This is a genomic window from Pseudomonas sp. D1-1 (assembly GCF_051132225.1).
Classification (GTDB): domain Bacteria; phylum Pseudomonadota; class Gammaproteobacteria; order Pseudomonadales; family Pseudomonadaceae; genus Aquipseudomonas.
Genome location: NZ_CP071676.1, coordinates 1,617,718 through 1,642,905 on the forward strand (window position 1 = coordinate 1,617,718; position 25,188 = coordinate 1,642,905).

General features: G+C 59.5%; 27 protein-coding genes. 14 read left to right on the plus strand and 13 right to left on the minus strand.

Features of this window, described 5'->3' with window-relative positions; genetic code table 11:
* Positions 1-31 precede the first annotated feature (31 nt).
* From J3P86_RS07285 to J3P86_RS07300, 4 genes are read left to right on the plus strand one after another with little or no spacing between them, the layout of a single operon-like run.
* The gene (locus J3P86_RS07285) at positions 32-1,204 is read left to right on the plus strand and encodes a DUF262 domain-containing protein (RefSeq protein WP_434699782.1); all 1,173 of its coding nucleotides are present in this window, start codon (positions 32-34) and stop codon (positions 1,202-1,204) included.
* On the plus strand, positions 1,201-1,911 hold the full coding sequence (locus J3P86_RS07290; protein WP_434699784.1) for an MAE_28990/MAE_18760 family HEPN-like nuclease: 711 nt from the start codon (positions 1,201-1,203) through the stop codon (positions 1,909-1,911). Before J3P86_RS07285 ends, J3P86_RS07290 begins: the two co-directional genes overlap by 4 nt.
* The gene (locus J3P86_RS07295) at positions 1,911-2,999 is read left to right on the plus strand and encodes a DNA cytosine methyltransferase (RefSeq protein ID WP_434699785.1); all 1,089 of its coding nucleotides are present in this window, start codon (positions 1,911-1,913) and stop codon (positions 2,997-2,999) included. Before J3P86_RS07290 ends, J3P86_RS07295 begins: the two co-directional genes overlap by 1 nt.
* 27 nt (positions 3,000-3,026) lie before the next feature.
* Positions 3,027-3,557, plus strand: a complete 531-nt coding sequence (locus J3P86_RS07300; protein ID WP_434699787.1) for a hypothetical protein — start codon at positions 3,027-3,029, stop codon at positions 3,555-3,557.
* On the opposite strand, the gene J3P86_RS07305 is transcribed toward J3P86_RS07300, so the two are convergent.
* The 4 genes from J3P86_RS07305 to J3P86_RS07320 all read right to left on the minus strand — a co-directional run bounded on the left by J3P86_RS07305 (position 3,543) and on the right by J3P86_RS07320 (position 6,363).
* Positions 3,543-4,412 carry an HNH endonuclease gene (locus J3P86_RS07305; protein WP_434699788.1) on the minus strand — a complete coding sequence of 290 codons (870 nt, stop codon included), beginning with the start codon at positions 4,410-4,412 and terminating at the stop codon, positions 3,543-3,545. The genes J3P86_RS07300 and J3P86_RS07305 overlap by 15 nt on opposite strands.
* Before the next feature lie 278 nt (positions 4,413-4,690).
* Positions 4,691-5,248, minus strand: a complete 558-nt coding sequence (locus J3P86_RS07310; protein ID WP_434603147.1) for a Smr/MutS family protein — start codon at positions 5,246-5,248, stop codon at positions 4,691-4,693.
* A gap of 74 nt (positions 5,249-5,322) precedes the next feature.
* Positions 5,323-5,643 carry a hypothetical protein gene (locus J3P86_RS07315; RefSeq protein ID WP_305496140.1) on the minus strand — a complete coding sequence of 107 codons (321 nt, stop codon included), beginning with the start codon at positions 5,641-5,643 and terminating at the stop codon, positions 5,323-5,325.
* Between the two features lie 129 nt (positions 5,644-5,772).
* Complete coding sequence (locus J3P86_RS07320; protein ID WP_434699789.1) at positions 5,773-6,363, minus strand: cysteine hydrolase family protein; 591 nt, start codon at positions 6,361-6,363, stop codon at positions 5,773-5,775.
* A 253-nt stretch (positions 6,364-6,616) separates the two neighbouring features.
* Here J3P86_RS07320 and prmB point away from each other — a divergent pair, with 253 nt between their 5' ends.
* On the plus strand, positions 6,617-7,525 hold the full coding sequence (gene prmB, locus J3P86_RS07325) for a 50S ribosomal protein L3 N(5)-glutamine methyltransferase (RefSeq protein ID WP_434699793.1): 909 nt from the start codon (positions 6,617-6,619) through the stop codon (positions 7,523-7,525).
* A gap of 281 nt (positions 7,526-7,806) precedes the next feature.
* Here prmB and J3P86_RS07330 read toward each other — a convergent pair whose 3' ends face one another.
* Together J3P86_RS07330 and J3P86_RS07335 are read right to left on the minus strand one after the other, a co-directional pair.
* Positions 7,807-8,595 (minus strand): hypothetical protein, encoded by a 789-nt coding sequence (locus J3P86_RS07330; RefSeq protein WP_434569433.1) that lies wholly within the window; start codon positions 8,593-8,595, stop codon positions 7,807-7,809.
* A 118-nt stretch (positions 8,596-8,713) separates the two neighbouring features.
* Complete coding sequence (locus tag J3P86_RS07335) at positions 8,714-9,679, minus strand: alpha/beta hydrolase (RefSeq protein WP_434699795.1); 966 nt, start codon at positions 9,677-9,679, stop codon at positions 8,714-8,716.
* Positions 9,680-9,808: 129 nt separating this feature from the next.
* Here J3P86_RS07335 and aroC point away from each other — a divergent pair, with 129 nt between their 5' ends.
* The 5 genes from aroC to mtnC are packed head-to-tail and all read left to right on the plus strand — an operon-like array spanning position 9,809 to position 13,949.
* On the plus strand, positions 9,809-10,900 hold the full coding sequence (aroC, locus tag J3P86_RS07340) for a chorismate synthase (protein ID WP_434625315.1): 1,092 nt from the start codon (positions 9,809-9,811) through the stop codon (positions 10,898-10,900).
* Positions 10,901-10,934: 34 nt separating this feature from the next.
* A complete protein-coding gene (locus tag J3P86_RS07345) occupies positions 10,935-12,080 on the plus strand; it encodes an MFS transporter (protein ID WP_434699796.1) in 1,146 nt (381 codons plus the stop codon).
* A complete protein-coding gene (locus J3P86_RS07350) occupies positions 12,077-12,697 on the plus strand; it encodes a methylthioribulose 1-phosphate dehydratase (protein WP_434699797.1) in 621 nt (206 codons plus the stop codon). The genes J3P86_RS07345 and J3P86_RS07350 overlap by 4 nt, the downstream gene beginning before the upstream one ends.
* An 18-nt stretch (positions 12,698-12,715) precedes the next feature.
* Positions 12,716-13,261 carry a 1,2-dihydroxy-3-keto-5-methylthiopentene dioxygenase gene (locus tag J3P86_RS07355; protein WP_434699799.1) on the plus strand — a complete coding sequence of 182 codons (546 nt, stop codon included), beginning with the start codon at positions 12,716-12,718 and terminating at the stop codon, positions 13,259-13,261.
* 4 nt (positions 13,262-13,265) lie between these two features.
* Complete coding sequence (gene mtnC / locus J3P86_RS07360; protein ID WP_434625309.1) at positions 13,266-13,949, plus strand: acireductone synthase; 684 nt, start codon at positions 13,266-13,268, stop codon at positions 13,947-13,949.
* 86 nt (positions 13,950-14,035) lie between these two features.
* Here the strand turns inward: mtnC and J3P86_RS07365 are convergent, their stop codons facing one another.
* Entirely contained in the window at positions 14,036-14,314 is a 279-nt protein-coding gene (locus J3P86_RS07365) for a DUF3509 domain-containing protein (protein ID WP_186637286.1), read from the minus strand.
* A 355-nt stretch (positions 14,315-14,669) separates the two neighbouring features.
* Between J3P86_RS07365 and J3P86_RS07370 the strand changes: the two genes are divergently transcribed.
* The 4 genes from J3P86_RS07370 (at position 14,670) to J3P86_RS07385 (ending at position 17,988) form a co-directional block, all read left to right on the plus strand.
* On the plus strand, positions 14,670-16,493 hold the full coding sequence (locus J3P86_RS07370) for a long-chain-acyl-CoA synthetase (protein ID WP_434699801.1): 1,824 nt from the start codon (positions 14,670-14,672) through the stop codon (positions 16,491-16,493).
* A 93-nt stretch (positions 16,494-16,586) separates the two neighbouring features.
* Positions 16,587-17,105: an ankyrin repeat domain-containing protein gene (locus J3P86_RS07375; protein ID WP_305496129.1), complete on the plus strand. Its 519-nt coding sequence runs from the start codon at positions 16,587-16,589 to the stop codon at positions 17,103-17,105.
* 90 nt (positions 17,106-17,195) lie between these two features.
* Entirely contained in the window at positions 17,196-17,726 is a 531-nt protein-coding gene (locus tag J3P86_RS07380; protein WP_434569425.1) for a hypothetical protein, read from the plus strand.
* A 70-nt stretch (positions 17,727-17,796) separates the two neighbouring features.
* On the plus strand, positions 17,797-17,988 hold the full coding sequence (locus tag J3P86_RS07385) for a PLDc N-terminal domain-containing protein (protein ID WP_053149901.1): 192 nt from the start codon (positions 17,797-17,799) through the stop codon (positions 17,986-17,988).
* Positions 17,989-18,048: 60 nt separating this feature from the next.
* Here the strand turns inward: J3P86_RS07385 and J3P86_RS07390 are convergent, their stop codons facing one another.
* From J3P86_RS07390 to J3P86_RS07415, 6 genes are all read right to left on the minus strand, one after another.
* The gene (locus J3P86_RS07390) at positions 18,049-19,248 is read right to left on the minus strand and encodes an MFS transporter (RefSeq protein ID WP_434699802.1); all 1,200 of its coding nucleotides are present in this window, start codon (positions 19,246-19,248) and stop codon (positions 18,049-18,051) included.
* A gap of 235 nt (positions 19,249-19,483) precedes the next feature.
* On the minus strand, positions 19,484-20,482 hold the full coding sequence (locus tag J3P86_RS07395) for a sulfate ABC transporter substrate-binding protein (RefSeq protein ID WP_434569423.1): 999 nt from the start codon (positions 20,480-20,482) through the stop codon (positions 19,484-19,486).
* A 93-nt stretch (positions 20,483-20,575) separates the two neighbouring features.
* Positions 20,576-21,400: an ion transporter gene (locus J3P86_RS07400; protein WP_434625300.1), complete on the minus strand. Its 825-nt coding sequence runs from the start codon at positions 21,398-21,400 to the stop codon at positions 20,576-20,578.
* A 21-nt stretch (positions 21,401-21,421) separates the two neighbouring features.
* Positions 21,422-22,321: an urea transporter gene (locus J3P86_RS07405; protein WP_434699804.1), complete on the minus strand. Its 900-nt coding sequence runs from the start codon at positions 22,319-22,321 to the stop codon at positions 21,422-21,424.
* 124 nt (positions 22,322-22,445) lie between these two features.
* Positions 22,446-23,861, minus strand: coding sequence for a pyruvate kinase (gene pyk / locus J3P86_RS07410; RefSeq protein ID WP_434625296.1), 1,416 nt, complete (start codon positions 23,859-23,861; stop codon positions 22,446-22,448).
* Positions 23,851-25,131 (minus strand): glycerate kinase type-2 family protein, encoded by a 1,281-nt coding sequence (locus J3P86_RS07415; RefSeq protein WP_434699806.1) that lies wholly within the window; start codon positions 25,129-25,131, stop codon positions 23,851-23,853. The genes pyk and J3P86_RS07415 overlap by 11 nt, the downstream gene beginning before the upstream one ends.
* Positions 25,132-25,188 lie beyond the last annotated feature (57 nt).

A 25,188-nucleotide genomic window follows, 5' to 3' on the forward strand; every position in this document is an offset into this window, starting at 1 on the left:
TTTCAGGCGTGATATCATGCGAGCCTTTTGATTGCTCAGCAAGTATTTGATTTTTCGATGGTTTAAAACAGCTATGTTACTCAGCCCGGGGGTTGCAATACAAATGGTCAAGAAAAGCAGGGGCGTTAAGCCAACTGAAGAGTCAAAGCGTGAGGCTGAGGCTGCCGTTTCTGTTGTAGCGCGTCAGGTTAAGTTTAACGTCGCTGAGTATCCCGTTTCCATGTATGTCGACAGATTTAAAAACGATATAGATGACCGATACTTTGTTCCATCATACCAGCGAAATCTTGCTTGGAACGATGAGCAGAAATCGCAATTTATTGAATCGTTAATAATAGGTTTGCCTATCCCATTTATGTTTTTTTATCAAACAGGGGACGGTAGGATGGAAATTGTGGACGGGTCTCAGAGAATGAGAGCTATGAGGTCGTTCCTCAAAGAAGGGCTCCGTCTGCGTGACTTGGTTTTGGTCCCTGAGCTGAACGGTTTTTCGGTTGAGGATCTTCATGCTGACAGAGTTAATAAGCTAGAAGATATAACTATACGTACAATTATTCTTGATACGGATACTGACCCGTCTACACGAGCGGAGATGTTTGCACGTATCAATCGGATGGGAACGACTGCAAACGAAGCAGAAATTCGCCGAGGATCACTGCCAGGTGCAGTGACCGAAATGATAACCAAATTAGCAGAGGATCGCAGGTTTGTGGCGATGACTCCACTAACTGCTAAAGCGATAAGTTCACGGGAGCGTGAAGAACTCGTTACTCGTTTCTTTGCGTACCTGAATAGAAATGATACCCCCGATGGTCGGTTTCCTGGTTATAGAGATCGTCCAAAGAAATTTATATATGATTATCTGAAAGATGCTAACTCGGCTGCTAAGGATAATCCGGAAATTATCGAGCAGATGAGTGAAGAGTTTTTTCGGATGTTGGATTTTGTCCGAAAAACATTTGAGTTGGGCTTCAGAAAGAATGGAACTGCGAACACGGTGCCGCGTGTCAGGTTTGAAGCTATAGCGGTGGGCTCAGCACTTGCCTTGAGGAAGTTTCCTGATTTGGAAGTTGACTCTAAGGTGATTTCAGAACGAATGAAAACCGAGCATTTCGACAGTGTCGTTGTCTCCGATGGAGCGAACGTGCGTTCCAAGCTAGAGGGACGGATTGACGTTGTGGTACGTATGTTGGTTAACGAATGACTACTCTACGAGCGGCTTTGGCAGAGCGGAAAGAAGAGTTTTCTGTCCATATGGCCCTGGCGCACGCTTTGGACCGCAGACTTATCTCCGGCGATCCGGTTTCGATTGGAGAGACGGCAGTAACAGTGCGGCACTTGCTGACAATTAAGTCAGGCCTGATAGTCCATTTGTATAACATAGTTGAGTCAGTAATGACACGAACGATTCAGGAGGTTGGAGAGGCAGTTCAAGCCGCTCGTCCTTCTGAATGGACAACGGAAACTTTGAAAGAATGGCTTCGGTACTATGCGGCTTCAGGAGGGGATGGGAATGAAGACACCCGCCTGGACGTTGTTCACAAGGCTGCCTTAAAACTGTTAACCAAAGAGCCAATTCGAGAGCTTACTTTTAAAAAGCCATCTGGAACGTGGTCGGATAAGGTAATTTATACTTTTTCGCAACGACTGAAAGTGGATTTTAGGTTTACGGCGGCGTTGGCGATAAAGATGGCCAAGAGCTCGACATATGCAGATAAAACCCCGCTGGAGTTTTTGGCTGACAGAAGAAATGCGATTGCACATGGAAGGCGCTCGTTTGAAGACGGTGCGCGTGAATTGAGTTTGCAGAGTATACAGGATCTTGCTGATGTAACTATTGAGTACATGGAGCATGCTGTAGATGCATTTCAGAAGTTTGTAGACGATAAACATTATGTGGCGGCCGTTTGATGCGCAATACAGAAAAAATTTTGGCGGTCGATTTGTTTTGTGGGGCCGGCGGTCTTACTTACGGGTTGGAGAGCTCCGGTATTTCAGTGACCCTTGGAGTTGATATCGACCCGAACTGTGCTCATGCTATTGAAGCAAATTCAAATGCTAGGTTTCTGCAAGCCGACGTTGCTTCGTTGGACGTCGCGGAAGTTAAGAAGGCGCTGTCGGGCGGTGATTTTACACTTCTTGCCGGCTGCGCGCCGTGCCAGCCTTTCTCCACATATTCACGTGCCGCAAAACAGAGGCATGGAGTTGGTGCGGGTGATGGGCGAAGCGAGGATTGGCGTCTTGCGGAGCACTTCGGAAATGTTATACGTGAGGTGCAGCCTGATATCGTGACAATGGAGAACGTCCCTCCATTGGCGCAGCAGGACGTGTTTAAAACTTTTTTAGAAAAGCTTGAGGGTTATTGGGTGGATTGGAAGGTTATCGAATGTAATTCGATCGGTCTTCCCCAAACTAGAAAGCGACTAGTGCTTGTTGCTTCGAAGTTGGGTCCAATCGAAATCCCTGACTTCGATTTGCCTCAGAAAACAGTGCAGGACACAATTGGTGGTCTTCCTAAGATAGTAGCGGGGGGAGGAGATCCGAACGATAAACTTCATAAAGCTAGTCGACTCAGTGCACTGAATATGAGGCGGATACGCTCTTCGATTCCCGGCGGTACTTGGAGGGACTGGCCTGAAGAACTTCTTTCCTCGTGCCACACAAAGGAAACTGGTGCAACTTACCCTTCAGTTTACGGACGGATGGAGTGGGATTCTCCAGCTCCCACCATTACAACGCAATGTTTTGGCTATGGAAACGGTCGTTTTGGACACCCTGAGCAGGACAGAGCTATAAGCCTTCGCGAAGCAGCAATGCTGCAAGGGTTTCCACGTGATTACTCGTTTCTTCCCGATGGAGAGCCTGTTTCCTTTGCTAAGGTTGGTAGGTTAATTGGCAATGCCGTACCTGTAACATTGGGAGAGGTGATTGGTCGATTTATCAGGCAGCATGTCACTGAATATAGTCAATTGCGTACCGTTGAGCAGCGTGCAGGATAAATAGGGGGTATTTAAGGAGGGGGCATAGTGAGAAAGTTATTTGCTACAGATTTAGACGCGAAAATTGCGCTGTTCCATAAGGCATTTGATGGCCCCGCTAATTTGCTCACCGCAGTACTTCGAGGGCACATGATGGTCGAAGAAAGGCTGCATGATGTGATATCGGCTGGTGTAGCCATTTATAGCCGCCCTTTCAAAGAGAACGACATATTTACCTTCGGCACTGCAGCCAAGCTAGCCCAGGCAATCATAGGTTCTGCCGGAGATGTTGATTTATGGAAAGCGGTTGCATCGTTAAACGCGCTCCGTAATGCCGTGGGGCACCGATATGAGCCTGCGCGGTTAGATCAGCTATTAACAAAGTTCTTCAGGGACACCGACCAAACGGCTTGTAATGTTTTTAAAGGCGAATACCATTCTTATCAGCATAAAAGCGAGTCGGAAGATACCCACGCCTTGGTCGTTCGATTACGCTGCATGGCGATATGGGCTCAATTAGGTGTGCATGCTGATAAACTTACACAGGACTTAGGTGGTATATTGCTAAGCCGACGGTAAAGTTGAGCTCTTAAGATTCGAGGCAAACATGGCGGCACTTACTGTTCCGGGGTGAAAGCCTACCTGCTCGCAACTATAAACCTGAAGTGTAACTTTACCTTCGCATGACTTGATGCCTTGTTGAGTAAGGTCTAGGTAACTCCCTTCAAGCATACGCTCGCGACCTACCACTGCGATAAGCACACCTTTGGCGGGACGTCCAGTGAGAAGCTCGTAGATTTCGATTTTCTTAGCGAGCCAAGGGCCGTAAACAGGCGCATCCAGATAAGGTTTACGTAAGTAATGGACATCAAGAATGATGTCCTCTTGTAAATCGTCGTCTTGGCGTAGAGCGTCTAGCGTTAGTGAAGTATCCCCTTGGCGAAATTCTACTTGATGCTCAAAGTACAGCTTATTCTCTTTTTCATAGTGGGCTATAGCTACATGGATAAGAGCAAAGTTTAGTATGTCGGATCTGGAGGCAGCACGCTTCTCAACTTGATGGTTGGCAGGCTGGTCAGTGGAGTTTATTGGCGCAAGGGTTGACGGTTTGTCACCGGTGATTAAAGCCTTTAGTTCTTCGAATTTATCAGTGATCAAATTATTGAAAGAGTCAGCAAGCAGATCCTTATATTGTTTCAATGCCTTTCGATCAATGACGTTGGCATGAGACATTTTATGGTGCTTATCGCATAGCAGAATAAGATTTTCTAGAGTGTTATTGTTACGGTTCTGGTCAATGTGGTGAATTTCTAGGTAGGTATGCTCATTGCAGCCTTTAATAGCGCAGCAGTGGCCTGATTCGACTTCAACAGACCGGCGGAGGTCTGCTGGGATGGCTGGTCGAGGCTCTTCGTATGTCTTGTTAGATGTCATTTGAGCTTATAGTCCCTGCTCGTGGATGAACGCCGCAAACAAGCCGTCCTAGGAAGACCGCTCGTACCAATTTCCGTACCACTGGACGTGTTTTGGAGTGATTAAGCAGGTGATGCTGAGTGCAGAAGTCCCGTTTTCATTGCCCCGTGCGTCTTAGAAGAACCCACCCCACATAGCGGTGTAATTCTGTTCCAGAGACATGAAACTACCTGTGGGATTTTACGCAAAGGGCAAGGGTACGGTGGCGGACACGGCGCTGCAAGCTCGGCAATCGAGGGTTACTCGTCGCGACCTTCCATCATGGTGCGCTTGAGCATCACGTAGACCGCCCCGGCGCCGCCGTGCCTGGCCTGGCAGGAGGTGAAGCCGAGCACTTGCGGGTGCTGGCGCAGCCAGGTGTTGACGTGGCTCTTGATCATCGGTCGCTTGCCGTCCAGCCGCACCGCCTTGCCGTGGGTGACGCGCACGCAGCGGATTTCGAATCGGGTGGCTTCGGCGAGGAAGGCCCAGAGGGTTTCCCGGGCCTTTTCGACAGTCATACCGTGCAGGTCGAGGCTGCCTTCGAAGGGGATCTGACCGACCTTCAGCTTGCGCATCTGGCTTTCCTGGACCCCGTCGCGCGCCCACATCAACTCGTCTTCAGGGCCGACGTCGATGACGAACTGATCGGACAGGCCATCCACGGTTGTTGCATCGGTGCGCACGGTGGCGGCCTGGCGCAACTTGGCGATCTGCGCGCGATCGGCCTTTGGCTTGCCGGTTTCGGCGCGATCGTGTTTGATCGGTTTTACGCCCTGGATCGCACTTTTGAACAGGGAAAAGTCGTCGTCTTGCATGTCAGCCTCCGCGAAGGCCGGCCAGTTTACCCAACTCCGCTGGGATAGGGCGCGACAAAACGTCGGATGGCGGATCAGTCGTGTTTTTTCATCAGATGGGGAGCCATGGCCAGCTCCAGGGATTGGCGGGCGCGACGGCGGCAACGGCGCCAGAGCCAGATGCCCAACAGCAGGACCAACAGACCGATTGCCAGGATGATCGCCGAGCCGAGCGGGGTGGCGTTCAACTCGCCCAGCGCGGGCGGACGGCCGAGCAGGCTGGCGGCGCCGGCCATCGCCAGCAGCACACCGAGCGTTGCCAGCAGCGCCGCGATCCCTGCGCCGATACGAAATCGCCAGTTGCTCGGGCCCTTGGGCCGCAAGCGACGTGCGTCAAAACCATCGGATAACTTCATTCCGACCTTCCTCAATGGGTATCGGCCCTTCGACCGGAAGATGTTCGGGTTGTTCCTGAAGCCGGGACAATTGCAGCAAATGAGACGTTTTTGCGGATGAGCGGCGCAACCAGCCGCTCATCAGCGCTGTCAGGTGAAGTCGCGGGTCATGGCCAGGGTGGCGAAGTTGTCCGCCATGATCGCCATTTCAGTCTGGTGGACGTGTTCGGCGCTCAGCACGCCGGCCTTGTGCGGCAGATCACGGGTGGCGCAGGCGTCTTCGACCAGGGTGCAGCGAAAGCCCAGGTTCTTGGCGGCGCGCACGGTGGTGCTGACGCTGGAATGGCTCATGAAACCGCAGACGATCAGATCCAGTGGGCCGAAATCTTCCAGGCGCTTCTTCAGTTCGGTGCCGTGGAAAGCACTCGGCAAGAGCTTTTCGATAATGGTTTCGTCGTCCCGCGGCTCAAGGCCTGGAATGAATTCCCCCCGTTCGCCCTGTGGGTCGAACAGCCCGCCGTGGGTACCGAGGTGGCGTACATGCACGATGGGCCGGCCGGCGGTGCGGGCTGCGCCGAGCAGTTGCTTGATGTTCGCGACCGCCGCATCCATGCCGCTGAGGGCCAGGGGGCCGGCGAGATACTCTTTCTGGGCATCGATGATGATCAGCGTCGCTTGACTCAGGTTGGCCGCTGCATAACCGCGGCCGCTGAGTTGAAACATCGTTTTTGGAACGGACATTCTGGGGCTCCTTCGAGTGGGGCTTTTGCGACATTCTCCTCCGGCTGAGCGGTTCTGTGAATCGCTTCCATCGCAAGGGCCGTCGTTGCTGGCCTACAGCCTTATCAAGATCGCCATCTTATTCAACGGGCGGTGCAAAAAATGGAAAGATCCTACGGCTGGATCGGAGTTTTTCGTTTCTCGCGGGGGGTGTTTGGGAGAGTGCGGGTTTGGCTGGTAGACTCGCCCGTCGATTTCTCTGGAGTTTGCCGCTGTGATCACTTCCCGCCTTCGTACCCTGCGCGACCATATTCGTTGGGCCGTCAGCCGTTTCCATGGCGAGGATCTGTTCTTTGGCCATGGCACCGACAATGCCTGGGATGAGGCTCGCCAACTGGTGTTGGGCGCGCTGCATTTGCCTTGGGAAATTGCCGACAGCTATCTGGATTGCCGTCTCGAAGACGAAGAGCTGGTGCATGTACAGCGCCTGCTGCGCCGACGTATTGCCGAGCGCATTCCGACTGCCTACCTGCTCGGTGAAGCGTGGTTCTGCGGAATGTCTTTCATCGTCGACGAACGCGTGCTCATCCCGCGTTCGCCCATCGGCGAGCTGATTGAAAAACGCTTCGAGCCCTGGCTGGGCCAGGAGCCTGCGCGGATCCTCGACCTGTGCACCGGTTCCGGCTGCATCGGGATCGCCTGTGCCTATGAATTCCCGGAAGCCGAAGTGGTGTTGGCCGACCTGTCGTTCGAAGCGCTGGAGGTGGCCAATCAGAATATCGAGCGCCATGGCGTCGATGAGCGGGTGTTCACAGTCCAGGGCGATGGTTTCGATGGCTTGCCGGGGCAACGTTTCGATCTGATCGTGTCGAACCCGCCTTACGTCGACGCGGAGGATTTCGCCGACATGCCCCAGGAATACCAGCACGAACCTGAGTTGGGCCTGGCCTGTGGCGATGACGGCTTGAACCTGGTTCGCCGGATGCTGGCCGAGGCGGCCGACCATCTGACCGAGAAGGGCCTGTTGATTGTCGAGGTGGGCAACAGCCAGGTGCATGTCGAGGCGCTTTACCCGGAGGTCGACTTCGCCTGGCTGGACTTCGAACGCGGCGGGCATGGCGTGTTCATGCTCAGCGCCGGACAGTGCCGCCAGCATCAGGTGTTGTTTGCCTCAAGGGTTTGACGCTGGGCTGCCTTTGTGGCGTCGCGCCACAGTTACTGTGGGAGCGAGCCTGCTCGCGAAGGCGGAGTGTCAGTCGATGAAGATATTGGATGTGCCGGCCCCTTCGCGAGCAGGCTCGCTCCCACAGTGATTCCCTGTGGGCCGTGAAATTTGTATCCGTCGAAAATCCAATGTGGGAGCGAGCTTGCTCGCGATGACGGCCTGTCACCAACAGATGTGTTGCCTGTTCAATCGCTATCGCGAGCAAGCTCGCTCCCACAGGGTTATTCACGCGCTTGGATTCAATGCCGCGTCGCAATCCAGATCAGCAATCCCGCCTGGAACATCGCAAACGCCACCAGGCAAGTGATGGTAAAGCGCAAGCCGGTGTCTTCGCGCTTGAACTTGTTGACCTTCTCTTCCTGCTTCTTGAGTTTGACTTCCTGCTCCGCCAGGTTCTGCTCGGCTTGTTGCAGCATCTGCGCGGCTTCGAGAATCTCGACGAACTGCAGCTTCTCGGTGTTCCAGTCGCCCACCAGGTCGCCAACCTGGGCGGCCTTGACGCTGCCCTTGAGATGCTGGGCGTCGGCGTAGACCACCTCGAAGCCGTGGGCCTTGAGGAAGTGATCGCGGCGCAGGCGCGTGTCTTCGTTCAGCGCGTCCTTGTTGTTCAGGTCGCTGCCGTCCACCCGATAGCTCGACCAGCGCTTCTTCGCCCAGGTGATGCCCTGAGCGGCGAGAAAGCGTCCGAGCCCACGATTCAAAGGCTCGACTTGCAAGTTGTCAGGGGAGAAAGACAGACGTTTCTCGACGTGGTCGGCCCAGACGTCCAGATGGTTCTGTTCCTTGCGCACCCGTTGGCCCGGCAACTTGATGCTCATGCGCAGCAAACTGCGCTCCTTGCTGTGACGCTCGGCGTAGCTGAACTCGACAAAGCGCAAGGGCCGCACACCGGTGGCGCGATCGGTCTTGAGCGGGGCCAGCCGGAGCATTTTATGCTGCTCGGCCTGCACATCCGCCCAAGGCTGCTCCACCGCAGGCGCGGCGGCCGGTTCGGCGACGGTGTCGGGAGAAGTTTGAGTCTCAGTCATAACGGCAAAATCCTGTCCAGGCCGGCTTGTCGACAGCCATTGCGCTGACCGACGTCGGTTTATCGGCCGTTTTCGCCAGGACTGGAGGGCAATTGGCCGGTATGGCGATCAAGTCCGCTCAACGGGAACCGATCGAGCCGATAAAGCGCAGGATCTGCACACCCAGTTCAGCCGCCAGGGGCAGATTGGGGTCTTTATAGGACGCCAGTTGCCGCTTCACGTCGTTGGGCACAATGCGCATCACATGGTTCATGCCCTCGATCAGGGCCAGTTGTGCGTCAGGCTTGGCGGCTTTCAGCTGCCTGGCATCCTCGACGCTGACCTGGATGTCATGGCTGCCCTGGATGATCAGCGCCGGCATCTTCAATGCCGCGAAGGCTTGGGCCGGGTCCTGGCGGAACAAGGAGATCAGGTAAGGCTGCACACTGGGACGGAAAATCACCTGCAGCTGCGCAGGAACGTCCGCGTCGGGGCGCCCGGCCTTGAGGCTGTCGAGTAACTCGTTGCTGCGCAACATCAGCGCCGGTGGCAAGCGGCTGCTCAGTTGTTGCCGTAGCACCTGGTCGATCGGCCGTGCACTGCCGGACACCGAAATCACTGCCGCAGCGTTGGCCTGGGGCGCGGCGAGGCTGGCGATCAGCGCACCTTCGCTGTGGCCCAGCAGGATCAACGGGCCCAGTCGCGGATCGGCGGCGAGCTTGTGGCTCCAGGCCACGGCATCGGCGACGTAGGCCTCGACGCTGAGGTTGCGCTCGTCCGGCGTGGCGGCGAGGCTGGCGGCCACACCGCGCTTGTCGTAGCGCACGCTGGCGATGTTATGCCTGGCGAGTACCCAGGCCAGGCGCTTGAGGCTGTCGTTGCGCCCGCCCTCGGGGTTGTTTCCGTCACGATCCGTAGGACCTGACCCGGAAATGATCAGGACAACGGGCACCGGTGTGTCGGACTTGGGCAACAGCAGCGAGCCGAAAAGTTCACCGTTGCCGGTGTCGAGGCTGATGGGACGTTGCAGGACGGTGGCCTGGGCCTGGCCGCAAACCAGGCCAGTCAAGAGGGCGAGACTCAAGGCAAACAGTTTTAACATCATGACGCCATTAGTTGCGAAGGTGCCGGTTGGACTGGCGCGTACCGATAAGGTTCGAGGATGAACTACTCGGGGAGCCTGCGTATACTGGCGCCCATCTCGATTTTTCAGCGATTCCACGGAGCACCCTGCATGTCCGGCAATACCTACGGCAAGCTGTTCACCGTCACCACCGCGGGCGAAAGCCATGGCCCGGCGTTGGTCGCCATTGTCGACGGCTGCCCGCCGGGCCTGGAGATTTCCCTGGAGGACCTGCAGCGTGACCTTGATCGCCGCAAGCCCGGCACCAGCCGCCACACCACCCAGCGCCAGGAAGCCGATGAAGTCGAAATCCTCTCCGGTGTGTTCGAAGGTCGCACCACCGGTTGCGCCATCGGCCTGCTGATTCGCAACACCGACCAGAAGTCCAAGGACTACTCGGCCATCAAGGACCTGTTCCGCCCGGCCCACGCCGACTACACCTACCATCACAAATACGGCGAGCGCGACTACCGTGGCGGCGGTCGCAGTTCGGCCCGGGAAACCGCCATGCGCGTAGCGGCCGGGGCAATTGCCAAGAAGTACCTGGCCAGCCAGGGCATCGTCATCCGTGGCTACATGAGCCAGCTGGGCCCGATCGAAATCCCGTTCAAGACCTGGGATTCGGTGGAGCAGAACGCCTTTTTCAGCCCCGACCCGGACAAGGTACCCGAGCTTGAAGCCTACATGGACCAGTTGCGCCGGGATCAGGATTCGGTCGGCGCGAAAATCACCGTGGTCGCCGAAGGCGTGATGCCTGGCCTGGGCGAGCCGATCTTCGACCGTCTCGACGCCGAACTGGCGCACGCGCTGATGAGCATCAACGCAGTCAAGGGCGTGGAGATCGGCGCCGGTTTCGCCTGTGTCGCCCAGCGTGGCACCGAACACCGCGACGAGTTGACTCCCGAGGGATTTCTGAGCAACAACGCCGGCGGCATCCTTGGCGGCATCTCTTCGGGCCAGCCGATTGTTGCCCACCTGGCATTGAAGCCGACGTCCAGCATCACCACGCCGGGACGCTCGATCGACATCCACGGCAACCCGGTGGATGTCATCACCAAGGGCCGCCACGACCCTTGCGTGGGCATTCGCGCAACGCCGATTGCCGAGGCGATGATGGCGATCGTGCTGATGGACCACCTGTTGCGTCATCGCGGACAGAACGCCGACGTTCGGGTCGGCACGCCGGTGTTGGGTCAGCTTTGATGGCTGGCCTGCCGACCGCCGTGGCCTGACGACCATGGCGGCAGTGCCGTACTGGCGGCTTTCCAGCTTCTATCTGTTTTACTTTGCGCTGCTCGGTTCGACCGCGCCGTTCCTGGCGCTGTATTTCGATCACCTCGGGTTCAACGCCGCGCGCATCGGCGAGCTGGTGGCGATTCCCATGCTGATGCGTTGCGTCGCGCCGAACCTCTGGGGTTGGCTGGGTGACTACACCGGCCGGCGCCTGGCAATCGTGCGGTTTGGCGCGATCTGTACGCTGCTCAGTTTCTCGCTGATCTTCATCGACAAAAGCTACGCCTGGCTGGCGATGGTCATGGCGCTGCATGCGTTCTTCTGGCACGCGGTACTGCCGCAATTCGAAGTCATCACCCTGGCCCACTTGAGCGGGCAGGCGGCGCGCTACAGCCAGATCCGACTGTGGGGCTCCATCGGCTTCATCATCACCGTGGTCGCGCTCGGTCGGTTGTTCGAATGGTTGAGCCTGGACATCTATCCCGTGGCGCTGGCGTTGATCATGGGTGGCATCGTGCTCAGCAGTTTCTGGGTGCCCAACGCCCAGCCCGTTCAGGGGCCGCGGGTGGCCGGGGACGGTTTCCTGCGGCAGTTGCGCAATCCGGGCGTGCTGGCGTTTTATGCCTGCGTCGGCCTGATGCAACTGAGCCATGGGCCGTATTACACCTTCCTGACGTTGCACCTGGAGCGCCTGGGCTACAGCCGCGGATTGATCGGCATGCTCTGGGCCGTCGGCGTGGTTGCGGAAGTGCTGGTTTTCCTGCTGATGAGCCGGATCCTGGCGCGGTTTTCCATGCGCCGGGTGTTGATGGCCAGCTTCCTGCTGGCGGCGCTGCGCTGGTTGCTACTGGGGTCGTTGGCGGAGTTTCTCTGGGTGCTGTTGCTTGCCCAGGTCCTGCACGCAGCGACCTTTGGCAGCTTTCACGCCGCTGCCATCCATTTCGTGCAACGTAGCTTCGGCTCACGCCAGCAAGGTCAGGGGCAGGCGCTGTACGCCGCGCTGGCCGGAACCGGCGGGGCGCTGGGCGCGTTGTATTCCGGCTACAGCTGGAATGCCCTGGGCGCCGGTTGGACTTTCAACATCGCCAGTCTCGCAGCCTTCGCTGCAGCCGTTATCATTGCCACACGCATGCAAGAGGACAGGCCATGAGCCTTACCCGTGAACAACTCACCCGGGAAATCATCGACGCCGGGCGTTTTCTGTATGGTCGCGGCTGGTCCCCGGCCACCAGCAGCAATTATTCGACCCGGTTGTCTTCCGACCAGGCCCTGCTTACCGTTTCCGGCAAACACAAGGGGCAACTGGGCGTCGACGATGTGCTCGCCACCGACCTGGATGGCAACAGCCTGGAGCCGGGCAAGAAACCGTCTGCCGAAACCCTGTTGCACACGCAGCTGTATCGCTGGCGGCCGCAGATCGGCGCGGTGCTGCACACCCATTCGGTGAATGCCACGGTGCTCTCGCGCTTGACCGGCGCAGCCTTCATCGACTTCGAGGACTACGAGCTGCAAAAGGCCTTCAGCGGAGTCACGACCCATGAGTCCCAGGTTCGCGTGCCGATTTTCGACAACGACCAGGACATCGTGCGTCTCGCCGCCAAGGTTCAGCCCTGGCTCGACGCGCACCCCGATTGCGTCGGTTATCTGATCCGTGGGCACGGCCTGTACACCTGGGGGCCGGGCATGAACGATGCGCTGCGGCAAATCGAGGCGTTCGAGTTCCTGTTCGAATGCGAGCTCAAGACTCGCACACTCTTGAACCGTTAAATTGCTGGAGCCATGACCATGAGCAGCCTGTCCGTCTATCACGTTTCAAGTCCCGAGATTCCGAACAAGGTCCTGACCCATTTCGAAGACATCGCCGCGACCCTCGCCGAAAAAGGCGTGCGCTTCGATCGTTGGGAAGCCGCGACGAAGATCCAGCCCGGCGCCAGCCAGGAGGAAGTGATTGGCGCCTACCGGAGCCAGATCGACAAGCTCATGACCGAGCGCGGCTACGTCACGGTGGATGTCATCAGCCTCAACAGCGACCACCCGCAAAAAGCCGAACTGCGCGCCAAGTTTCTGGATGAACACCGTCACGGCGAGGACGAAGTGCGCTTTTTTGTCGCCGGTCGTGGCCTGTTCACCTTGCACATCGACGACTACGTCTACGCGGTACTGTGCGAAAAGAACGATCTGATCTCGGTGCCCGCCGGTACGCCGCATTGGTTCGACATGGGCGAACACCCCCATTTCGTCGCCATTCGGCTGTTCAATAACCCGGAAGGCTGGGTCGCCAAGTTCACCGGTGATGAAATCGCCAGCCGTTTCCCGCGCCTGGAGGACTGAGCCCGTGACGATCAAGGCCATCCTCACCGACATTGAAGGCACCACCAGCGCGGTCAGTTTTGTATTCGACGTGCTGTTTCCCTATGCCGCCCGACACCTGCCGGATTTTGTCCGGCACAACGCCGGGCGTGCCGACGTCGCGGAGCAACTGGACGCCGTGCGCCGCGACAGTGCCGAGCCGGACGCAGACGTCGAACGGGTCATCGCGATCCTGCTGGGCTGGATTGCCGAAGACCGCAAGGCCACGCCGCTCAAGGCCTTGCAGGGTATGGTCTGGGAGCAGGGATACACGGCCGGCCAGTTGAAAGGGCACGTTTATCCTGACGCGGCGCAGGCGCTCGAGGCCTGGCATCAGCAAGGTTACCGGTTGTTTGTCTATTCCTCGGGGTCGATCCAGGCACAGAAGCTGATTTTTGGCTGTTCCGAGGCTGGCGACCTGTCGCCGTTGTTCAGCGGTTATTTCGACACCACGTCGGGAGCCAAGCGGGACGCGCAGTCGTATCGGCGAATCAGCGAGGCGATGGGGATCGCGCCGCAGGAAATCCTGTTTCTGTCGGATATCGTCGAGGAACTGGACGCGGCCAGGAATGCCGGAATGGCAACCTGTGGATTGGCCCGCGAGGGCGGTGATCTGGCCGGCCACACGACGGTTGAAAGCTTCGCGCAGATCGAACCTTCGCGCTTCTGAACGCCTTCTCGCTGCTGAAAAAATCAGGCCATGGAACCGCTGGGTTCCATGGCCTGTCTTTGTTCAGAGCTTGAAGCTGTTGGCTGTCAGGCGCTGTGATAGGTCGGCAGCGCGAAACGGTGCTGGCTCTGCAGCATCGCGACCGGTGGCAGTTCGCTGGCCTGTTCAGCCAGGTCGCGGCGAATGGCACTGATCGCCCAGGAAAGTTGGTCCCCGGCATGCAACTGAGCGTAGGAAATCGTACGCTTGAACAGTTTGCCATCGCTGTTGCGCAAGGTCAGCAGAATGCCGCCGTCCGGGCGAGGCTGCGTGGTGACTTCGTAGTTGGAAAACAGCGATGCAAACTTCTCTTGAATCATGTTCATAGTTGACTGCTCCATGGTATGGCAAACCGTGGAGGGGTAGTTGCAGTGTCTATGCCAGCATTGGAATTATAAAAAATACGTTTAAAAACAATAAGTTAATATTTTCAGGGTTTTTTGCATTCGTGCATCTTGCATGAACGGCCATCGTGCATCCTGCATTTTGCGGGGGTGCTCGATTATTTTTGGAACCAAACCGCATCCTGGCGCTCCCGCTTCGCCTGTTCCCCGCAGCGGATACAAAACATTGCAAAAACCGCATGTACAGCACCGGAATCGCTGGCGTAATTTCCCTCCAGATTCGCCCAACCCATAACAAGAACCGCGGCCCACAAGGTCGAACGGGGAAGGATCGTCCATGAGTCGTACACCCAGCGACGCTATTACCTGGGGCATGATGCTGCGCAAACTGCCCGTCATCGCCAAAGTTGTTCCGCGAATCATCAAGGGCCTGAAACTCGCCAACGTCCAGGACCCCACCCAGCCTTGCGGCCTTGGCTGGTGTTTCGAACAGGCCACGCAACGCAATCCCCACGGCCCGGCGCTGCTCTGCGGCGACACGGTACTGTCTTATGCACAGGTCAACGAACAGGCCAATCGCATTGCCCATTACTTGCTGGCGCAAGGTCTTGGCAAGGGCGACTGCGTGGCGATTGTTCTGGAAAACCGCCCGCAGCTGCTGATTACGGTGTTGGCGGTGGCGAAGGTCGGGGCGGTGAGCGCGATGATCAACACATCGCAAACCGGAGATGCCCTGGTGCACAGCCTGGCGTTGGTCGCGCCGGTGGCGGTGGTGGTCGGGGATGAACGGGTCGCTGTCTTCAACGACGTGCGCGGCCGAACGGCGCTGGCGGATGCGCGGACCTGGTGGGTTGCCGACCAGGACAGTGGCGCGGTTCCGTGCGGATTCGTCGACCTGATGGTCGGCAGCGAGGATTACCCAGGCGATAACCCGCTTGGCAGACAGGTGTTTTTCAACGATCCCTGTTTTTATCTCTACACCTCGGGCACCACCGGGTTACCCAAGGCCGGCGTATTCCGCCATGGACGCTGGATGCGCACCTCGACCAGTTTTGGCCTGATCGCCCTGGACATGCAGCCCGATGACGTCGTTTATTGCACGCTGCCGCTGTATCACGCCACCGGCCTGTGTGTGTGCTGGGGCGCGGCAGTTTGCGGTGCCTCGGGGTTCGCCATCCGCCGCAAGTTCAGCGCCAGCCAATTCTGGAGCGACGTGCGTCGCTACCGGGCGACCACGTTGGGTTATGTCGGCGAACTGTGTCGCTACCTGATCGAGCAGCCCGCCAGCGCCGACGACCGGCGGCATGAGGTCCGGAAGATGATCGGCAACGGCTTGCGCCCGGGCGCCTGGCTGGCCTTCAAGACCCGCTTCGGGATTGGCCATATCTGTGAATTGTATGCGGCCAGCGACGGCAATATCGGCTTCACCAACATCCTGAACTTCGATAACACGGTCGGGTTTTCCCTGATGGGTTGGGAACTGGTGCAGTACGACCATGACAGCGGCGCGCCGTTGCGCAACCTGCAAGGGCGCATGCAGAAAGTCCCCAAGGGCGAGCCGGGCCTGCTGCTGGCGCGCATCGACGACAAGGCGCCGCTGGATGGCTACACCGATCCGGCCAAGACCGAAAAAACCGTCTGCCGAGACGTCTTCGTCCCAGGCGATCGTTATTTCAACACCGGCGACCTGCTGCGCAATATCGGCTTCGGCCACGGGCAGTTCGTTGATCGCCTCGGCGACACCTATCGCTGGAAAGGCGAAAACGTCTCCACCACCGAAGTCGAAAACGCGCTCCTGCAACATCCACAGATCGCCGAGGCGGTGGCCTACGGCGTGGAGATCACCGGAACCAACGGCCGCGCCGGGATGGCCGCGATCACCCCGGCCGAGTCCCTGGCGACCCTGGATTTCAGCGAGCTGCTGCAATTTCTGCAAGGCAAGCTGCCGGCCTACGCGGTGCCGCTGTTCCTGCGGATCAAGGTGAAGATGGAAACGACCGGCACGTTCAAGTACCAGAAAACCCGCCTCAAGGCCGAAGCCTTTGACCCCTGCCTCACGGGCGAGGAACCGATCTACGCCTGGCTCCCCGACACCTCGACCTACGTGCGGGTGGACCGCCAACTGGCGACGCGGATCCAGGGTGGGCAGTACCGCTATTGATTGTGGCTATGGCTCTTGCAGAGAAAAAAGGGATGACAGGCTTTGAGTCCCTCGGGAAACTAGCGGCTTTGCAAAAGCCAGAGGAAGTTGTCCATGTCCGATACAAGCCGCCAGATGACCCCGGAAGAAGCTGCGGAGTTTGCCGAGCAGGTATTCAACGTCGCTCGTCAGGGCGATGCCGCGATGATGGCCGCGCTGTTGAGCAAGGGCCTGCCGCCGAACCTGCGCAATCACAAGGGCGACACCTTGCTGATGCTGGCCGCGTACCACGGGCACGTGGAGACGGTAAAAGTGCTGCTGGAGAATAAGGCCGATCCGGAAATCCGCAACGACAACGGCCAGAGCCCGATTGCCGGTGCGGCGTTCAAGGGCGATCTGGCGGTGGTTTCGGCCCTCGTCGATGGCGGCGCGCAAGTCGAAGGCTCCTCGTTCGATGGCCGCACGGCGCTGATGATGGCGGCGATGTTCAACCGAGTGGAAATAGTCGATTACCTGATCAGCAAAGGCGCCGACCCGAAGGCCAAGGATGCCAACGGCGTCTCGGCGCTGGACGCGGCCAGGACCATGGGGGCGGTGGACACCACGGCGCAGCTGGAAAAGTTGTTGGGCTGAAGCCTGGCTCCCTGGCTACAGGGTTCCTGACTTGACCTGGGGTGATGCGCTATCCTGCGCGCCAGAAAATTCAGCCACAGGATCCGCCCCATGAAAGCCGCACTCGTCGAACTCATCAGCAAAATCAGCTCCGGCTGCCTGGGCGAGGCGGACATCGAGAAAATCGCCGACGAAGCGGCCCAGGCCTACGCCGACCCGGTGACGTTCCTGGCGGCGAACCCGGACATCAACTATGACGACAGCTTCCCGATCCCGCTGGGGGAGTGGGTGGTGGTAGGCAGTCTGCCGGACACCGTGCTGTTCCAGGCCGACTCCTACGTCGACCTGTTCGAGCAGATCGTCGCCTCGTTCGGCCCTGGCGTCGCGTTCAACCTCAAGCCCAAGCAACTGGCGAAGACCGAGGCGCTGACCGCGCTCAATCGTATCCAGATCCAGATGAGCAGCCTGAACAAGGAGAGCGGCGGCTACGTGCTGATGAACTTCAGCCAGTTGCTCGACGATGAATTGCAGATGGTGCTGGTGTACGGCAACGACGTGCCGCGTGTGCTGGAGTTGTGTGGCGAAGTCGGCATCGCCGCGGCCCCCGCCCTGGAAGCGCTCAAGATCGCGGTTCACGTCTGAAACAATAAACGGAACCCTTGCCCGGACCCCGCTATCCTAAGTGTGCATACCACCATTCGGGAGCGACACCATGGGTTCCACTTTCAACGGCCTGATTGGCCTGATCATCCTGGCGCTCGATATCTGGGCGATCATCAATGTGCTCAAGAGTGGCGCGGGCACCGGGGCGAAAGTCCTGTGGGTGCTGCTGATTCTCCTGCTGCCGGTGTTGGGCCTGATCATCTGGGCGATTGCCGGGCCGCGGGGCAACGTGCGGGTCTGACCGCTCCATGAAAAAAGCCCGACAGGTCCTGGCCTGTCGGGTTTTTTTTGCTCGACGGTATCAGGCCGTCGCCAGCGAAGCCTTCTGCGAAGCACTCAGGAAACGCAACAGGGCCAGCAACGGGAAGGCGCTACCGATGATCACCACCCACAGCCAGCCGCCATGTTCGTAGACGGCACTGGCGATGGACGAACCGAAAGCGCCGCCGACAAAGATGCTGGTCATGTACAGCGCGTTCAGGCGGCTGCGGCTTTTTGCGTCAAGGGCGTAGATGGTGCGCTGGCCCAGGACCATGTTCATCTGCACGCAGAAATCCAGAACCACGCCGGTCACCGCAAGGCCGATCACGCTATAAGCGGGATGGATGAACGCCGGCAGGAAACTCAGGCTGGCGAACAGCATGGCCAGCAGCGAAGCAATTCGGGTGTGGCCGGCGTCCGCCAGGCGGCCGGCAATCGGCGCGGCGACGGCACCGATGGCGCCGACCAGCGCAAACAGCGCAATTTCAGTCTGGGACAAACCATGGTTGCGCGACAGCTCCAGGGGGACGGCGGTCCAGAACAGGCTGAACGTGGCAAACATGCACGCCTGGTACAAAGCCCGCTGGCGCAACTGCGGCTGCTGGCGTAACAGGGTGCCGAGCGAGCCCAGCAGTTGCGCGTAGGAGGCGCGGTGCTCGGGCTGGCGCTTGGGCACGGTGAATGCCAGGACGATGCTGATTGCCGCCATCAACGCGGCGGCGATCATGAACATCGCCCGCCAGCCAAGGTGATCGGCGACAAGGCTGGACACCGGCCGCGCTAGCAGGATCCCCAACAGCAGGCCGCCCATGATCCCGCCCACGACCCGTCCCCGGGATTCTTCCGGTGCCAGGTGCGCCGCCAGCGGAATCAGCACTTGCACCGAGACGGAACTGAACCCCACCAGCAATGACACCAGCAGGAACACGTTCGGCTGCTCGGTAAACGCCGCGCCCAGCAGGCTGGCAATTGCCACCACGGTGGTGAAAATCATCAAGCGCCGGTTTTCCAGCAGATCCCCCAGCGGCACCAGGAAAAACAGGCCCAGGGCGTAGCCGATCTGGGTCAGCGAGACGATCAGGCTGGCCATGGTGCTGGACAGGCCGACGTCGGGCGCGATCAGTTCGATGATGGGTTGGGCGTAGTAGATATTGGCAACGATGGCGCCGCAGCAGAAGGCAAACAGCAGGACCATGCCTCGGGTCAGGGCAGCGGGCGAGGCGGGTGAATGAGCACTCATGGCAATCTCATCGATCGATTGAAAGGGATGGCGAGAGGCTAAAGACTTGCAGGGCACTGGAACAGGGCTTGGGGTTGATAGCAGTCATGCCCGGAATTGATGGTGGTCTTCAGACTCTTGTGGGAGCGAGCTTGCTCGCGATAGCGGTCTTTCTGTATCAGTGATGCTAAGTATACAGACGCAATCGCGAGCAAGCTCGCTCCCACAAGTTTTGACTGGTTAGCTGAGCCGGGGCTTATTGCCCGCTATAGATCTGGTCAAAAATCCCACCATCGTTGAAATGGGTCTTCTGCACGGTGCGCCAGTCGCCGAAGGTTTTTTCCACCGAGAGGAAATCCACTTTCGGGAAACGGTCGGTGTATTTGGCCAGCACCGCCGGGTCGCGAGGACGCAGGTAGTTGGCGGCGGCAATTTCCTGGCCTTCGGGCGACCACAGGTATTTGAGGTACTCCTCGGCGGCGGCGCGGGAACCTTTCTTCTCGACGACTTTATCCACAACGCTGACCGGTGGCTCGGCTTCGGCGGAGACGCTTGGGTAGACCACTTCGAACTGGTCGCGACCGAATTCACGGGCGATCATTTCCGCTTCGTTCTCAAAGGTCACCAGCACATCGCCGATCTGGTTGGTCATGAACGTAGTCGTCGCGGCACGACCGCCGGTGTCCAGCACAGGGGCCTGCTTGAACAGCTTGCCGACGAAATCCTTGGCCTTGTTCTCATCGCCGCCATTCTTCAGCACATAGCCCCAGGCCGAAAGGTAGGTATAGCGGCCGTTGCCCGAGGTTTTCGGGTTGGGCACGATCACTTGGACGCCGTCCTTGAGCAGGTCCGGCCAGTCCTTCAGCGCTTTCGGATTGCCCTTGCGCACGATAAACACGGTGGCCGAGGTGAACGGCGCGCTGTTGTTCGGCAGGCGGGTGACCCAGTTATCCGGAACCAGCTTGCCGTTGTCGGCCAAGGCATTGATGTCAGTCGCCATGTTCATGGTGATGACATCCGCTGGCAGCCCATCGATTACCGAGCGCGCCTGCTTGCTCGAACCGCCAAAGGACATCTGCACGGTGATGCTTTCGTTGTGCTCGGCCTGCCAGTGTTTCTGGAACGCGGCGTTGTAGTCCTTATAGAAATCCCGCATCACGTCGTAGGAAACGTTGAGCAGAGTCGGGGCGGCGTGGGCCAGGCTGCCGAACGCCAGGCCGGCGGCGAGGAGGGAGGCGCCAAAGAAATTCTTCACTGCGAGGTCCTTTTTATTGGCAAGGGATGCGGGCGATAAGCCAGCACCCTAGCGATTAGCTTATAGGTCATCAAGAATTAAAAAGTGCTTTGCTTATTCCAATTTCTTAAACAGTGCGTTACCGCAACGAGAACAGAAAGCAGCGCCATGGTCGTGGTTGTTTTTGCTGCACACCGGGCAATTGTGCTTGAGCTGGTCACCGCGCATGGCGGTGGCCAGTTCCGCAGTGAAGATACCCGTCGGTACGGCGATGATCGAGTAGCCGGTAATCATCACCAGGGACGAAACCACTTGGCCCAGCGGCGTCTTCGGCACGATGTCGCCGAAGCCTACGGTGGTCAATGTCACGATAGCCCAATAGATGCCCTTGGGAATGCTGGTGAAACCATGCTCGGGGCCTTCGATGACATACATCAGGGTGCCAAACACCGTCACCAGGGTCGACACGCTGACCAGGAACACGATGATTTTCTGCTTGCTGCCGCGCAGTGCGGCCAATAGATAGTTGGCCTGCTTGAGGTAGGGGCTGAGCTTGAGAACGCGGAAAATCCGCAGCATGCGGATGATCCGTACGATCAGCAGGTACTGGGCATCGCTGTAGTACAACGCGAGGATGCCCGGCACGATCGCCAGCAGGTCCACCAGGCCATAAAAGCTGAACGCATAGCGCAGCGGCTTGGGCGAGCAGTACAGGCGCAGGCCGTATTCAACGATGAAAATCAACGTGAAACCCCACTCGATGTAGGCCAGCAGGGCCGCGTAGTTCTTGTGCACGCTGTCGATGCTGTCGAGCATCACGATCACCAGGCTCGCAAGGATGATCAACAGCAGCGTGCTGTCGAAGCGGCGGCCGGCCACCGTGTCGGTCTGGAAAATGATCACGTAGAGGCGTTCACGCCAGTTGTTATTGCTGTCCATAACCTTCGCCTGCACCAATGATCAGCGCAGCCTAGGGTGATTGCCCCGCAGAGCGCAAGGCGCGATGTCGAGACAGCCTGGGTGCCAAAGCCGCGCGGTGGCATGCACCAGCCAGCACGCGAGAATGAATGGCGCCGTCAATGGCGCCACGCCCAGCGCCGCGAAACCCGGTGCGAGAAGGACCGCCAGCAGCACGCCCGCCAGCGGCTGCCATGGCCCGCGTGCCTGTTGGCCGAGGGCCACGGCCACCAAGGCCGGGTTGTAGCCGCCCAGGCCGGACAAGGTGTGCGGGCAATCGTGCAGCCAGGCGAAGGCAAAGCCTGCGACGGAACCGAACAGCGCCCAGCCGACGGCGCGACGGTTGGCGATCAGCAGGCCGATGGTGATCAGCACACCAGCCAGGGGCTGGTCGAGAAACATGACCTGGCCGAGGCCGTTAAGCGGGGCAAGCAACAGGTTGGGGAGTGTCTGCTCCAGTGCAGCGGGCGAGGGCGCAGGCGGGGCGAGACCCAGCAGCAACCAGCCGAGCCCGACGAAAGGCGCGGTGTAGGCGGGCAGGCAGCGTGGGCCTCGGGTGCGCTTGAGCCACTGTTGGGTGAGCATTGCGCTGAGGCCGCCAGCGGCGATGATCAATGGCGGCAACAGGGCTGACCAAGGCAATGCCAGGCTCAGCAGCAAACCCAGCAGGATGCCGTTATAGCTGAACAGCCCGGCCTGCCGATCCTCCTTGGCATAACCACGTCGTTGGGCCGTCAGCAATCCGGCCACGCCGCCCAGTAGCGCGCCGCCGAACAACGCTGGCGCGGTGAGCAGAATCGCCAAGAGGCAGAACAGGCCGCACAGGGGATGGCGCTGGAGGAAAATCTGGCTGAAGCCGTTGAGCAGGGCGGTGGCCCAGTCTGGGCAGTGGGTGTTGGGCATGGTTGGTGTGTGTCAGAGGGATCGGGTCGACTTCATCGCGAGCAGGCTCGCTCCCACACTGGATTTGCGGCGATCACAAAACCCTGTGGGAGCGAGCCTGCTCGCGAAGGGGCCAGTACAGGCGCTAGATGAGGGTCTCGATACGCAGCGAGTTGGTCGACCCCGGCTGCCCGAACGGCACGCCGGCGGTAATCAGCAGGGTGTCGCCACGCTGGGCCATGCCCTGGGCCTGGGCGATTTCCAGCGCGGTGGAACACACTTCGTCCACCTGCCGCAGCCGATCGTTGACCACCGAATGCACGCCCCACGCGACGGTCAGGCGACGGGCCGCCTGCAGGTTGGGCGTCAGGTTGAGGATCGGCACCGTCGGCCGTTCCCGCGCCGCCCGCAGGCTGGAGCTGCCCGACTCGCTGTAGTTGACCAGCACCGCCACGGGCAGCACGTTGCTGATCCGGCGGATCGCGCAACTGATGGCGTCCGACACCGTGGCCTCGGCTTTCGGTCGGCTGACGTCGAGTTGTGCCTGGTAGTCCGGGCCGTTTTCCACCTGGCGGATGATCTTGCTCATCATCTGCACGGCTTCGAGGGGATAGTCGCCCGAGGCGGTTTCCGCCGACAGCATCACCGCGTCGGCACCTTCGGCCACGGCGTTGGCGACATCGGTGACTTCGGCGCGGGTCGGCGCCGGGGAGAAGCGCATCGACTCAAGCATCTGTGTCGCCACCACCACCGGTTTGCCGAGGGCGCGGCAGGTGCCGATGATGTTTTTCTGAATCTGCGGCACGCTCTCGGCCGGCACCTCGACGCCCAGGTCACCTCGGGCAACCATGATCGCGTCGCTCAGTTCGGCGATTTCCCGCAGTTGCGCGACGGCCGAGGGCTTCTCGATCTTGGCCATCAGGAACGCCTTGTCGCCGATCAGCGCGCGGGCTTCGCGAATGTCCTCGGGACGCTGCACGAACGACAGCGCCACCCAGTCCACGCCCAGCTCCAGGCCGAAACTCAGGTCGCGGCGGTCCTTGGCGGTCAGCGGGCTCAGGTCGAGCACGGCCTGGGGCACGTTCACGCCCTTGCGGTCCGACAGTTCGCCACCGTTGAGCACCTCGGTATCAATGGCGTCGGTGTGTCTGGCGGTTACCCGCAGGCGCAGCTTGCCGTCATCGAGCAGCAAGTCCATGCCCGGCTCCAGCGCGGCGATGATTTCCGGGTGGGGCAGGTTGACCCGACGCTGATCGCCTGGCGTCGGGTCCAGGTCCAGACGCAAGGCTTGACCGCGCTGCAACAGCACCTTGCCATCGGCGAACTTGCCGACCCGCAGTTTTGGTCCTTGCAGGTCCATCAGGATGCCCAGCGGGTAATTGAGCTGCTGCTCGACTTCGCGGATCCACTGGTAGCGCTGGGCGTGGTCGGCGTGGTCGCCGTGGCTGAAGTTCAGGCGAAAGATGTTCACTCCGGCCTGCACCAGTTCGCGGATGTCATCGATCCCACGGGTGGCGGGGCCGAGTGTCGCGAGGATCTTGACCTTCTTGTCAGGCGTCATTTTTCGGGTTCTCGAGGATCAGGATGGCGCGAAAATCGTTGACATTGGTGCGGGTCGGCTCGGTGACGATCAACCCGTCCAGCGCGGCGAAGTAGCCGTAGCCGTTGTTGTTATCCAGTTCATCACTGGCGTTCAGGCCCAGCTCGGTGGCGCGGCGATAGCTGTCCGGGGTCATGATGGCGCCGGCATTGTCTTCGGAGCCGTCGATGCCGTCGGTGTCGCCCGCCAGTGCATAGATGCCGGGGTGGCCCTTGAGGCTGTCGGTCAGGCTCAGCAGGAACTCGGCGTTGCGCCCGCCACGGCCATTGCCGCGCACGGTGACCGTGGTTTCGCCGCCGGAAAGGATCACGCACGGCGCAGCCAAGGGCTGGCCGTGGAGGGCGATTTGCCGGGCGATGCCGGCATGGACCTTCGCCACGTCCCGGGATTCGCCTTCCAGGTCACCGAGGATCAATGGGCTGAAACCGGCCTGGCGAGCCTTCACCGCCGCGGCTTCGAGGGATTGCTGAGGGCGGGCGATGAGCTGGAAATGACTGCGCGTCAGGCTCGGGTCGCCGGGCTTGACGGTCTCCGATTCCGGACTTTGCAGCCAGGTGCGCACCGAGGCCGGGATCTCCATGCCGTAGCGCTTGAGAATCGCCAGCGCGTCGGCCGAAGTGCTGGGGTCGGCCACGGTGGGGCCGGAGGCGATAACCGTGGCGAGATCGCCGGGCACATCGGAAATCGCGTAGGTGTAGACGGTCGCCGGCCAGCAGGCCTTGCCCAGTCGGCCTCCCTTGATCGCCGAGAGGTGCTTGCGCACGCAATTCATCTCGCCAATGGTGGCGCCGGACTTGAGCAGGGCCTTGTTGATCGATTGCTTGTCGGCCAGGGTGATGCCGGCCGCCGGCAAGGCCAGCAACGCCGAGCCCCCGCCGGACAGCAGGAAGATCACCCGGTCGTCTTCGTTGAGGTTGCTGACGAGTTCGAGCACCCGTCCGGCCACTTCCAGGCCAGCGGCGTCCGGTACTGGATGAGCGGCCTCGACCACTTCGATTTTCTCGCAGGGCGCGCCATGGCCGTAGCGGGTCACCACCAGGCCGCTGACTTCGCCGCGCCAGCAGCGCTCGACCACTTGCGCCATGGCCGCGGCGGCCTTGCCGGCACCGATGACGATCACCCGACCGCTGCGGTCAGCGGGCAGGTACTGTTCGAGGACGTGCTGCGGATGGGCCGCGTCGATGGCCGTGGCAAACAGCTCGCGCAGCAATTGTTGCGGATCGACCGACATGGCGGGCTCCCGATTTTTATTATTGGCTGAGGCGACTCGGTTACCTGTGGGAGCGAG

Coding starts and splice junctions, on each gene's coding strand:
- J3P86_RS07290 (WP_434699784.1), top strand. CDS start 1,201: ATGACTACTCTACGAGCGGCTTTGGCAGAGCGGAAAGAAGAGTTTTCT.
- J3P86_RS07295 (WP_434699785.1), top strand. CDS start 1,911: ATGCGCAATACAGAAAAAATTTTGGCGGTCGATTTGTTTTGTGGGGCC.
- J3P86_RS07305 (WP_434699788.1), bottom strand. CDS start 4,412: ATGACATCTAACAAGACATACGAAGAGCCTCGACCAGCCATCCCAGCA.
- J3P86_RS07310 (WP_434603147.1), bottom strand. CDS start 5,248: ATGCAAGACGACGACTTTTCCCTGTTCAAAAGTGCGATCCAGGGCGTA.
- J3P86_RS07315 (WP_305496140.1), bottom strand. CDS start 5,643: ATGAAGTTATCCGATGGTTTTGACGCACGTCGCTTGCGGCCCAAGGGC.
- J3P86_RS07320 (WP_434699789.1), bottom strand. CDS start 6,363: ATGTCCGTTCCAAAAACGATGTTTCAACTCAGCGGCCGCGGTTATGCA.
- J3P86_RS07330 (WP_434569433.1), bottom strand. CDS start 8,595: ATGACTGAGACTCAAACTTCTCCCGACACCGTCGCCGAACCGGCCGCC.
- J3P86_RS07335 (WP_434699795.1), bottom strand. CDS start 9,679: ATGATGTTAAAACTGTTTGCCTTGAGTCTCGCCCTCTTGACTGGCCTG.
- aroC (WP_434625315.1), top strand. CDS start 9,809: ATGTCCGGCAATACCTACGGCAAGCTGTTCACCGTCACCACCGCGGGC.
- J3P86_RS07345 (WP_434699796.1), top strand. CDS start 10,935: ATGGCGGCAGTGCCGTACTGGCGGCTTTCCAGCTTCTATCTGTTTTAC.
- J3P86_RS07350 (WP_434699797.1), top strand. CDS start 12,077: ATGAGCCTTACCCGTGAACAACTCACCCGGGAAATCATCGACGCCGGG.
- J3P86_RS07355 (WP_434699799.1), top strand. CDS start 12,716: ATGAGCAGCCTGTCCGTCTATCACGTTTCAAGTCCCGAGATTCCGAAC.
- J3P86_RS07365 (WP_186637286.1), bottom strand. CDS start 14,314: ATGAACATGATTCAAGAGAAGTTTGCATCGCTGTTTTCCAACTACGAA.
- J3P86_RS07370 (WP_434699801.1), top strand. CDS start 14,670: ATGAGTCGTACACCCAGCGACGCTATTACCTGGGGCATGATGCTGCGC.
- J3P86_RS07375 (WP_305496129.1), top strand. CDS start 16,587: ATGTCCGATACAAGCCGCCAGATGACCCCGGAAGAAGCTGCGGAGTTT.
- J3P86_RS07380 (WP_434569425.1), top strand. CDS start 17,196: ATGAAAGCCGCACTCGTCGAACTCATCAGCAAAATCAGCTCCGGCTGC.
- J3P86_RS07385 (WP_053149901.1), top strand. CDS start 17,797: ATGGGTTCCACTTTCAACGGCCTGATTGGCCTGATCATCCTGGCGCTC.
- J3P86_RS07390 (WP_434699802.1), bottom strand. CDS start 19,248: ATGAGTGCTCATTCACCCGCCTCGCCCGCTGCCCTGACCCGAGGCATG.
- J3P86_RS07400 (WP_434625300.1), bottom strand. CDS start 21,400: ATGGACAGCAATAACAACTGGCGTGAACGCCTCTACGTGATCATTTTC.
- J3P86_RS07405 (WP_434699804.1), bottom strand. CDS start 22,321: ATGCCCAACACCCACTGCCCAGACTGGGCCACCGCCCTGCTCAACGGC.
- pyk (WP_434625296.1), bottom strand. CDS start 23,861: ATGACGCCTGACAAGAAGGTCAAGATCCTCGCGACACTCGGCCCCGCC.
- J3P86_RS07415 (WP_434699806.1), bottom strand. CDS start 25,131: ATGTCGGTCGATCCGCAACAATTGCTGCGCGAGCTGTTTGCCACGGCC.